This is a genomic window from Acidovorax sp. CCYZU-2555 (genome assembly GCF_018413525.1).
In the GTDB taxonomy this organism is placed as follows: Bacteria; Pseudomonadota; Gammaproteobacteria; order Burkholderiales; family Burkholderiaceae_C; genus Comamonas.
In genome coordinates, this window is record NZ_JAHCDD010000130.1 from 1 (window position 1) to 9,343 (window position 9,343).

Below are 9,343 nucleotides of genomic sequence, written 5' to 3' on the forward strand. Positions count from 1 at the left end.
AGTAGCAGGCCCGCGCCCGACAGCGTTCCCGGCGTGAACCAGCGCGTGAGCAGCGCGGCGGCGAAGGGCACGACCAGCAGCGGCGCCGCGAGCCAGACCATCATCTGCCCGGCCTGCAGCGCGCCGTAGCCGTCGATGCCGATGAAACGGCTGGGCAGCAGCACGATCAGCACGATGAACAGAAAGGCCGGCGACGCGGCCAGCGCCTGCACGCCCAGCACGCCGGGGTCGCGCAGAAAGCCCAGATCGAGCATGGGTCTGGCGACGCGCCGCTCTATGGCCGCGAATGCGGCGAACATCGCGGCGCTGGCCAGCAGGCAGGCAATGACCGTGGTGTCGTGCCAGCCCTGTTCGGGCACCAGCAGCATGCCGTAGGTGAACAAGCCCAGCGCCAGCGTGAAGCTGATCGCGCCCGGCCAGTCGAGCCCGCCCTGGGCCGTGGGGCGCCCACGCGAAGTGCTCGCCGCGACCAGCAGCCAGCCCAGCACGCCGACCACGCCGGTCGCATGGAACACGCCTTGCCAGCTGCTGATCTCCACCAGCCAGCCCGAAATCAGCGGGCCGAACGCCAGGCCCAGGCCGAAGGTCGTGCCCAGCAGGCTGAAAGCGCGTGCGCGCGCCCGGCCTTCGAACAGCGGCGCGAGCGACGACATCGCGGCCGCGAAGGCCGCGGCGCCGCCCAGGCCTTGCAGCAGGCGCAGCAGATCGATCCACAGCACGCTGGGCGCGAAAGGAATGGCGAAAGTGCAGACGCAGAACCAGGCCAGGCCGATGAGCCAGATGCGCCGGCGCCCATGGAGATCGGTGAGACTGCCCGCGACCATCATCGCGCCGCCGTAGCTCAGGATGTAGCCATTCATGATCCAGGCGAGCTGGGCCGGGCTGCCGCCCAGCTCGAGGCTGATCGCGGGCAGCACCACGGCCGGGCCGGTGAAGCACAGCGGAATCAACAGGCCGGTGAGGCAGGCGGCCAGCAGCTGCAGCCAGCGCAGGGCCGCAGGGGAAAAAATCGAAGACATGAAGAAAGTTCGCCAGAAGATTTGCAGGAATTGCTGGCAGCGCGCAGGCGCTGCAGCAGGGCAGGGCCGTAGGTTAGGTGGGCGAAGAGAAAAGAAAAACCGGCTACAGTGCTCAATACTTCGGACATAAATGTCTTAAATAGAGCAATGTGATGATGGAAAACCTGGGCAGCATCGGCATCTTCGTGCGCGTCGCCGAGCGGCTGGGCTTCTCAGTCGTGGCGCGCGATCTGGGCGTTTCGCCGTCGGCCGTGGGCAAGGCCGTGGCGCGGCTTGAAGAGCGGCTGGGCGTGCGCCTGTTCCACCGCAGCACGCGCACGCTGGCGCTCACGGCCGAAGGCGAAAAGTTTCTCGAACGCTGCCGCCGCATCCTGTGCGAAATCGAGGCCGCGGAACTCGAAATGACACAGGCCAGCGCCGCGCCGCGCGGCAAGCTGCGCGTGAGCCTGCCGCGCCACAGCGGCCTGTTCGAACCCGTGATCGCCGAGTACATGCGCCGCTATCCCGCGGTGGAACTCGACCTGGATTTTTCCGACCGCATGGTCGATGTGATCGGCGACGGCTTCGACGCCGTGGTGCGCACCGGCGTGCTCGCCGACTCGGGCCTCAAGCGCCGGCGCCTGGGCAGTTTCCGGCGCGTCCTGGTCGGCTCGCCCGACTACTTCGCAGCCCACGGCAGGCCGCAAAGCCCGGGCGAGCTGCAGTCGCATATCTGCCTGCACTACCGCTTTCCCAGCACGGGCCGGCTCGAGGCCTGGCCGCTGCCGCCCACGCAGGGCGATGCGCCGCCCGAGCTGCCGCAGTCGCTGGTGTGCAACAGCGTCGAGATGCGCATTCACCTGGCTTTGCACGGCCAGGGCATCGCCTGCCTGCCCGACTTCATTGCCGCGCCGCACCTGCGCGCCGGCCGGCTGCAGACCGTGCTCGATCACTGCAGCGGCGACAGCGGCACGATGTGGATTCTGTGGCCCGCGAGCCGCGATCTGTCGCCCAAGCTGCGCGCGTTCATCGACTGTCTCAGCGCCCGGGTGCTGGGCTGATTCAGCGCGCTGACCGGTTGCGGGCTCAGGCCTGGGCAGGGCGGCGCGCGAACGCCAGATAGTCGATCAAGGCCATCACCAGCATCGACGCGCCGACCAGCGGGAAGACCGCGCCGCCCACCAGCAGCAGCGCGAACACACCGGCCTGCAGTTTGCGGTTCGCGGGCGAAGGCGGAACGCCCAGGCCGCCCGCGGGCCGGCGTTTCCACCACATCACGGCCGCGCTGACGCACAGCAGCACGATGGCCAGGCAGGTCACGGCCAGCAGCGCCTGGTTGAACACCCCCCATTCCATGCCCAGGTGAACGTTGATGCCCCACTCGAGCGCCCGGCCCATGGGGCCGTAGTCGGCGTAGTTCATGTCGAGCAGCGGCTTGCCGCTGTACTGGTCCAGGTGCACCACGCGCTGCCGGCTCAGATCGGCGGGATAGACCGAGCCCGAGTAAACGCCTTGCGGGCCCTTGGGCAGCTGCACGGCGTAGCCCGGCGCCAGGCCCAGCTGATCGAACGCGGCGACGGCCTGGTCCAGGCTCAATGCCGACGGCTGCGGCGGCACATCGGCCATCGCATGGCCGGCGTGCGCGGAATGCCCTTCGTGGCCGTCATGGCCTGAATGGCCGTCGTGGTCTTCGTGGCCCTCATGGCCTTCATGGCCGGATTCTGGAATGCGCGCCTGCTGCAGCGACCATGCCGTGGTCTCGCCGTCGGCCAGCTTCAGCTGGGACATGGGCACCTGCACGCGCACGCCAGCCGGATAGCCGAAGTTGTTGCCGTTGGCCCATTGGTTGATCTGGTTGCCCCACAGCACCGACCAGGGCATGCCTGTCACCGCGAGGAACAGCAGCATGCCGCCCACGCCCAGACCCGTGACCGCATGCAGATCGCGCCAGAACACGCGCTTGGCGGGCGTGGCGCGCACCGTGACCACGCCGCCTTTTTGCCCGCGCGGCCACCACAAGTAGATGCCGGTCAGCACCAGCAGGATGGCCCAGCCCGCGGCGATCTCGATCGCGCCGCGCGCGACCTTGCCGAAGTACTTGAGGCTGTGCAGCTTGCGAATGGTCCAGGCGACGCTGCCGCCGTCGGGTAGCGCGCCAAGAACTTCGCCGCGGTAGGGGTCGATGAACACCGCCAGCCGCTCGCCGTCCGTGGTTGAGATCAAGGCTTCGGCCGAGCGCGTGGCCGTGGCGGGCGGCGTGTATTTGATCAGTGCGCCCGGGTGCGCGGCCAGCGCCGCGGCCGCCAGTTGCGTGGGCGCATGCGCGGGCGTCGCCGCTGCGCCCACCGTGAGCAGCCGCGCGTGAAAGAAGCCGTCGATATTGTTCTTGAACACATACAGGCCGCCCGTGATCGCGAGCCAGATCAGGAACGGCAGCACCAGCAGACCGGCGTAGAAATGCCAGCGCCAGACCGCGCGATAGAGGTCAGGAGAGGCGCGCAGCGGGCGCGCGGGTGCGCGGGTTTCGGGGGCGGAAGTCGTCATCGGAATTTCATATTCATAGGGGACCGCGCGGGGACAGCGTCGTCGCGCCGGCGCGCCCGCACCACGCGCAGGCGGTGCGGAAAATCGGGGCAAATCGGGAAGGGGAGGGCAGCGATGCGCGCATCGCCACCCTGCGCAGGCGTGGGCCGGCTCAGGCGATCGCGGGCGGCCCGCGCGGCGGAAAGCGCGCGCCGCTGCGCCCCGCGATATGCGCGGCGACCACTGGCGTGAGCGCATGCGCCAGCGGCTGGCGCATCTGCACCGGGCTGTGGAACTCGGGCAGGGGCAGCGATGCCGCAAGGCACAGCGAGCAATCGAGCGTGTGCCGGCCGGCTTCGTGGTCCACGACCACCATCTTCATAGTGCCATCGGCGCTGCAGACCATCTCCATGCGCGGCGGGTGCACCACGGGCGAGGCGCCCGCAATGCCCAGCACCACCAGATAGCACGCCAGGACAAGGCGTAGCAGGGCTGAAGAGGTGCGCAGGGGGTGCATGGCGGAATTATCCCTGCTTCTGAAAGAACACATCTGCCGAGCGGCTGGCCGCCAGCCGTGTAGGTCCAGGACGCGCCCGAGATGGGCGCTAGACCGACCCCAGGGTATTTGGTAAGGCCGTTAAATAGGGTTTCCCCGCGACAAACTTGTCGCGGACCAGGCACATGCCGCGAACCAGGCCCGTCCGACGAAGCGGGCCATTTCGTCAATCAACCAGGAAACCGCACCATGGACAACAAGCAAGTCATCGAGACCTTGAACGACCTGATCGAAAACTGCAAGGATGGCGAATTCGGCTTTACCAGCAGCGCCGAACATGCACGCACGGGCGCGCTCAAGCAGACCTTTCTGTCGCGTGCCCAGGACTGCCGCCAGGCGGCGGAAGAACTGCGCGTCGTGGTCGGTCAGCTCGGCGGCCGCTCCACACCGGATGGCGGCACGCTCGCCGGTGCCGCGCATCGCGGCTGGGTGGCCGTGAAGGGCACGCTGGCCGGATACAGCGATCTCAACATGCTGGAAGAAGCCGAGCGCGGTGAAGACAAGGCGCTCGAACGCTATCGCAAGGCATTGGAAGAAGACCTGCCGGCCGATGTGCGTGTGGTGGTGCAGCGCCAATACGAAGGCGCCAAGCGCAACCATCTGCAGATTCGCGAACTGCGCGACGCGGCACGCCGCGCCGACAACGCATAAGCGTTTTCAGGCAGGAAAAAGGCCGGCCCCGCAAGACGGGGCCGGCCTTTTTTTCAGGCTAGGGCGTGGATTCAGGCGGGCGCAATTGCGCCCTTTCCTTTTCCTCGCCCGAAGGCGTCTGCGGGTCCAGTCCGCTGTCGGGCGATTCCTTGACCTGGGGCATGTCGGCGGCGCGCGTGATCATTTCCTCGATGATGAAACGGCCGTAGAGCTGGGCGCGTTCCGCGCCCTGGGCCTTCATGGCATCGGCGGCCTGGCGCGCAATGTCATCGTCGTCGACGCGCACCACGATGAAGTGGAAACCGTGGGCCGCGAGTTCGCGGTTGGCCTTGACGAGATTGAGCTCCTGGCCGACCGAAGCCGCGGGGCTGGCCCGGGCGATGTCTTCATCGCATTGCGCAAGCATCTGCGCGGCGGTATAGCGGTGGATATCGGCCGCGGCCGTGCCCTGGGCCGTGAGTGCCGCATGGCCGTTGTCGGCACTGGCCGCATCCGGGAACGAAACCACCATGTGACCGACGGGCTTGAACACGCCGTAGGCGCGGTGTTCTGCTGGATCCATTGCTGAGCTCCTGTGGTTGGTGGGCGGATTCGGCCGGCATGGCGCCAGCCCTTTTCCGCCGTCTGCTTGGAATTCCAGACTAGCGTTTCTCGGCGCGCCGCGCCATAGGACGAAAAGCCGTGTCGCGCTTCAGCGTTTCGGCGCCGCCTTCTTGCGCGCCACCGGCTCGCAGGCACCGAGCAGTTGCAGCAGCGCGCCTTCCGTGGGGCTCATTCCCACTTTCTTGCGCGCGGCGCGCCCTGCGTCCATCGTTTGCCGTTCGCAGAAGTTCAGCACTTCAGGGTGGATATAGAACTTGCGGCACACGGTGCTGGTATTGCCCAGCTGCTGCGCGACCTGCTTGACGATGTCGTTGATGGCGGCCGCGCTCAGCTGCACCGCCTCTTTGTCAGCGCAGCGCGCGTCCATTGCCAGCGCCATCGCGCAGACGCTCGCGTGCCAGGTGCGGAAGTCCTTGGCCGTGAAGTCTTCGCCGCACAGCGCACGCAGGTAATCGTTCACATGGTCCGAGCGCAGGTGCTGCAGCTCGTCCTGCGCGTCGAGGAACTGGAACAGGCGCTGGCCCGGCAGCTCCTGACAGCGCTGCACGATGCGCGCCACGCGCCGGTCGACGATCGACACCTTCTGCATCACGCCGCTCTTGCCCTTGAATTGCAGCGTGAGCTGGTCGGCGCTGGCCTTGGCATGGCGGTTTTTGAGCGTGGTCAGGCCGTAGGAGCCGTTCTGTTCGGAGTATTCGTCGTTGCCTATGCGCATGCCCGTGCGGTCCAGCAGCCGCACCACGGTCGCGGCCACGACTTCCAGCCCGGGCCGGCGCGCGGCCAGGTCGCGCTCGACCGCGCGGCGTATCTTGGGCAGCGTGCGGCCAAAGCGCAGCATGCGCTCGAACTTGGCCTGCTTGCGCTGCTCCTGCCACAGCGCGTGGTAGCGGTACTGCTTGCGCCCGCGCGCGTCGCGGCCCGTGGCCTGCAGGTGGCCGTCAGGGTCGGGGCAGATCCAGACATCGGTGTAGGCGGGCGGAATCGCAAGCTGGCGAATGCGCGCGAGCTGCGCGGCGTCGCGTATCAGGGCGCCATCGGCGCAGCGGTAGGAAAAGCCCTTGCCGCTGCGCACGCGGCGCCAGCCTTCGGTCTGCTCGTCGACATAGATCAGCGTCGCCATCGTTGCCTTCTTTTCCAACAGGGATCAACGTGGATCTTGCGGAACATCGGGCCGCGGCGCCGTCATCCGCTGCCGCATGCGCGCGTGGGCGCTCAGGCTGGCAGCGGCGTCTGCGGGCCGTTGCCCAGCCCCTGGAACGTGGTCTGCGTGACCCAGTCGAGAATCTGTTCGTGGGTGTACTGGCCCGACTCCTTGAGCAGCGCCACGACGGGGTCGCAGGCGCGCGCGAACAGCGTGTAGAGCACGAGTTCCGAAGGCAGCTGGGCATTGAGCTGGCCGCTGGTCTGGGCTTCGGCGATCCAGATGCTCAGGCGGTTGCTCAGCGCGATCAGCCGGTCCATATAGGCATCGTTCGATTGCAGTGACGCGCTCAGACTCGAGTTCTGCGCGGGCAGCGACGGCATCTTGCCTTCGAGCTGGGTCTGCATGGCCCAGCGTATGACCGCGCGCAGCTGGTCCACGGGCGACAGCGGCGTGTCGGTCTGCGCGGCGTCGCCGGCCTGGGCGCGCAAATCGTCGACAAACGCCAGCGCGCGGTCGAGCACGCCGACCATGGCCGCGCCCGCCAATTCTTCCTTCGACGTGAACAGCTTGTACAGGCTGGCCTTGGCCATGCCGGCTTCGGCCGCGACTTCGTCCACGGTCATGGCGTCGTAGCCCTTGCTGGCCAGCAGGCGGTTGACGGCGGTGACTATGGCTTCCTGGCGCAGGCGCTGGATTTGCTCTTTGATCGATGAACGGGTTTCCATAGGGCCTGATTCTAGAGCGAAACCCCAGGGGTGAAAACTTTATAGTGCAAAGTTGAGACTTAGCGGATATATTGTGAACTCATGAGTTCAGTAATTGATCTTTCGAGTACATCAAGGAAGTCCACCATGCACCGCATCGCTGTCATCGGATCCGGCATCGCCGGCCTGTCTGCCGCATGGCGGCTCGCGGATGCGCATGCGGACCACCAGGTCACGCTGTTCGAGGCCGGCGGCCATTTCGGCGGCCACGCGAACACCGTGGACCTGGCAATCGATGGCGTGACGCATGGCGTGGACACGGGTTTTCTGGTCTACAACCAGCGCACCTACCCCTTGCTCACGGCGCTGTTCGCCGAGCTGGGCGTGGAGAGCGCGGCGTCCGAAATGTCGCTGTCGGTGCAATGCCTGGATGCGCAAGGGGGCAGCGGCCTGGAGTGGAGCGGCACGTCGCTCAACGCGGTGTTCGCCCAGCGGCGCAATCTGCTGCGGCCGCGGTTCTGGGGAATGCTGGCCGAGATACTGCGCTTCAATCGGCTCACGACCGAGATCGCGCAGCGCCAGGCCGAAGACGAACTGCAGACGCCGATTGCCGATTTCCTGCACACCCACGGCTTTGGCAAGGCGTTTCGCGAAGACTATCTGCTGCCCATGATCGGCAGCATCTGGTCCTGCCCCACCGAGCAGATGCTGCAGTTTCCGGTAGCGACGCTGGTGCGCTTTTGCCATAACCATGGCCTGCTGCAGGTGACGAACCGGCCGCAGTGGTACACGGTGCGCGGCGGCTCGCGTGAATATGTGCGCCGCATGGTCGCGCGGCTGCAAGGCCCGGGCGGGCACCAGGCGCGCCTGCATTGCCCGGTGCTGAGTGTGCGTCGCCTTGACGCGGGCGTGCTGGTGCAGACCGCGCAGGGCAGCGAAACCTTCGACGCCGTCGTGATGGCCTGTCACAGCGACCAGGCGCTGCGTCTGCTCGGCGCCGATGCGACGCCGCTCGAATCGGCGGTACTGGGCGCGATCCGCTACCAGCCCAATGTCGCCGTGCTGCACACCGACACCAACGTGCTGCCGCAGCGGCGCGCGGCCTGGGCCGCGTGGAACTACGAGCGCGGCGCGGGCGCGAACGCCCACCAGGCCCAGGTCTGCCTGCACTATCTGCTCAACCGGCTGCAGCCGCTGCCCTGGCAGCAGCCGGTGGTGGTCTCGCTGAACCCTTCGCGCGCGATCGATGAAAACAAGATCCACCAGCGCATCGAATACAGCCATCCGGTGTTCGACCTGGCCGCGATACAGGCCCAGGGCACGGTCGCGGCGCTGCAAGGCCAGCGCCGCACCTGGTTCTGCGGCGCCTGGTCGGGCTATGGCTTCCATGAAGACGGCCTGCGTTCGGGCCTGGACGCGGCCCAGGGCGTGATGCAGGCCTTGCGGCGCCTGCCGCTCAGGGTCTCGCAGGAGGCGCTATGAACCACGCAGCTGCGCAGCCGTTGATCGGCATGGGCCATGTCTGGCACCGGCGCCTGCGGCCGGTCGCGCATGCGTTCCGCTATCCCAGCTATTTCCTGCTGCTGCCGCTGCGCAGTCTGCGCGCCCAGCCCAGCGCGGCGCTGGCGCGCAACCGCCGCGCGCTCATGAGCTTTCATGACTGCGACCATGGCGAAGGCGGCGACGACGCGCTCGCCTGGTTCGACGCCATGCTGCACAGCGAAGGCATTGCCGACGCCGATGGCGAAGTCTGGCTGCACACTTTTCCGCGCGTGCTCGGCTATGTGTTCAAGCCGGTGAGCTTCTGGTATGCGCACCGCGCCGACGGCTCGCTGGCCGCGGTGCTGGCCGAAGTCAACAACACCTTCGGCGAGCGCCATGCCTATCTGCTCGCGGGCGACGAACTCGACTGGGGGCGCGAACAGACGGCGCGCAAAGTCTTTCATGTCTCGCCGTTCTGCCGCATCGAAGGCCACTACCGTTTCCGGTTCGAGCGAACGGAGGCGGGCGCCGGCCAGCCGGCCCATACGCGCGCCTGCGTCGATCTGCATGACGACGCAGGGCCATTGCTGCAGACCAGCGTCGCCGGAACGCTGCAGGCGCTCGATGGCGCGAGCCTGCGGCGCGCGTTCTTCGGCATGCCGTTGATGACCCTGGGCGTCAT

At 67.3% G+C, this 9,343-nt stretch carries 10 protein-coding genes; 4 read left to right on the forward strand and 6 right to left on the reverse strand.

Translation table 11 applies throughout. From position 1 onward, the window contains the following. On the reverse strand, positions 1–1,019 hold a 1,019-nt coding region (locus KHY18_RS26250; RefSeq protein WP_213307202.1), incomplete at its 3' end, for an MFS transporter. A gap of 155 nt (positions 1,020–1,174) precedes the next feature. Here KHY18_RS26250 and KHY18_RS26255 point away from each other — a divergent pair. Next, positions 1,175–2,059, forward strand: coding sequence for a LysR family transcriptional regulator (locus tag KHY18_RS26255; protein WP_213307222.1), 885 nt, complete (start codon positions 1,175–1,177; stop codon positions 2,057–2,059). A 25-nt stretch (positions 2,060–2,084) separates the two neighbouring features. On the opposite strand, the gene KHY18_RS26260 is transcribed toward KHY18_RS26255, so the two are convergent. Both KHY18_RS26260 and KHY18_RS26265 read right to left on the reverse strand, forming a co-directional pair. After that, positions 2,085–3,542 carry a PepSY-associated TM helix domain-containing protein gene (locus tag KHY18_RS26260; protein ID WP_213307204.1) on the reverse strand — a complete coding sequence of 486 codons (1,458 nt, stop codon included), beginning with the start codon at positions 3,540–3,542 and terminating at the stop codon, positions 2,085–2,087. A gap of 151 nt (positions 3,543–3,693) precedes the next feature. Then, a complete protein-coding gene (locus KHY18_RS26265; protein ID WP_213307206.1) occupies positions 3,694–4,038 on the reverse strand; it encodes a DUF2946 domain-containing protein in 345 nt (114 codons plus the stop codon). 228 nt (positions 4,039–4,266) lie between these two features. On the opposite strand from KHY18_RS26265, the gene KHY18_RS26270 reads away from it, so the two are divergent. Further along, entirely contained in the window at positions 4,267–4,728 is a 462-nt protein-coding gene (locus KHY18_RS26270) for a ferritin-like domain-containing protein (RefSeq protein ID WP_213307209.1), read from the forward strand. A 58-nt stretch (positions 4,729–4,786) separates the two neighbouring features. Here the strand turns inward: KHY18_RS26270 and KHY18_RS26275 are convergent, their stop codons facing one another. The 3 genes from KHY18_RS26275 to KHY18_RS26285 form a co-directional block, all read right to left on the reverse strand. Beyond that, a complete protein-coding gene (locus KHY18_RS26275) occupies positions 4,787–5,290 on the reverse strand; it encodes a hypothetical protein (protein WP_213307211.1) in 504 nt (167 codons plus the stop codon). A gap of 129 nt (positions 5,291–5,419) precedes the next feature. Continuing rightward, positions 5,420–6,451 carry a DNA topoisomerase IB gene (locus tag KHY18_RS26280; protein WP_213307213.1) on the reverse strand — a complete coding sequence of 344 codons (1,032 nt, stop codon included), beginning with the start codon at positions 6,449–6,451 and terminating at the stop codon, positions 5,420–5,422. A gap of 92 nt (positions 6,452–6,543) precedes the next feature. Continuing rightward, positions 6,544–7,200, reverse strand: coding sequence for a TetR/AcrR family transcriptional regulator (locus KHY18_RS26285; protein WP_213307215.1), 657 nt, complete (start codon positions 7,198–7,200; stop codon positions 6,544–6,546). Between the two features lie 126 nt (positions 7,201–7,326). Between KHY18_RS26285 and KHY18_RS26290 the strand changes: the two genes are divergently transcribed. Together KHY18_RS26290 and KHY18_RS26295 are read left to right on the forward strand one after the other, a co-directional pair. After that, a complete protein-coding gene (locus KHY18_RS26290) occupies positions 7,327–8,661 on the forward strand; it encodes an NAD(P)/FAD-dependent oxidoreductase (RefSeq protein ID WP_213307217.1) in 1,335 nt (444 codons plus the stop codon). Beyond that, on the forward strand, positions 8,658–9,343 hold a 686-nt coding region (locus KHY18_RS26295; protein ID WP_213307219.1), incomplete at its 3' end, for a DUF1365 domain-containing protein. The genes KHY18_RS26290 and KHY18_RS26295, both read left to right, overlap by 4 nt.

What these genes read in the sequence shown, in the direction of transcription:
- KHY18_RS26260 (WP_213307204.1), bottom strand. Translation starts at nt 3,542, where the DNA reads ATGACGACTTCCGCCCCCGAAACCCGCGCACCCGCGCGCCCGCTGCGC.
- KHY18_RS26275 (WP_213307211.1), bottom strand. Translation starts at nt 5,290, where the DNA reads ATGGATCCAGCAGAACACCGCGCCTACGGCGTGTTCAAGCCCGTCGGT.
- KHY18_RS26255 (WP_213307222.1), top strand. Translation starts at nt 1,175, where the DNA reads ATGGAAAACCTGGGCAGCATCGGCATCTTCGTGCGCGTCGCCGAGCGG.
- KHY18_RS26285 (WP_213307215.1), bottom strand. Translation starts at nt 7,200, where the DNA reads ATGGAAACCCGTTCATCGATCAAAGAGCAAATCCAGCGCCTGCGCCAG.
- KHY18_RS26280 (WP_213307213.1), bottom strand. Translation starts at nt 6,451, where the DNA reads ATGGCGACGCTGATCTATGTCGACGAGCAGACCGAAGGCTGGCGCCGC.
- KHY18_RS26265 (WP_213307206.1), bottom strand. Translation starts at nt 4,038, where the DNA reads ATGCACCCCCTGCGCACCTCTTCAGCCCTGCTACGCCTTGTCCTGGCG.
- KHY18_RS26290 (WP_213307217.1), top strand. Translation starts at nt 7,327, where the DNA reads ATGCACCGCATCGCTGTCATCGGATCCGGCATCGCCGGCCTGTCTGCC.
- KHY18_RS26270 (WP_213307209.1), top strand. Translation starts at nt 4,267, where the DNA reads ATGGACAACAAGCAAGTCATCGAGACCTTGAACGACCTGATCGAAAAC.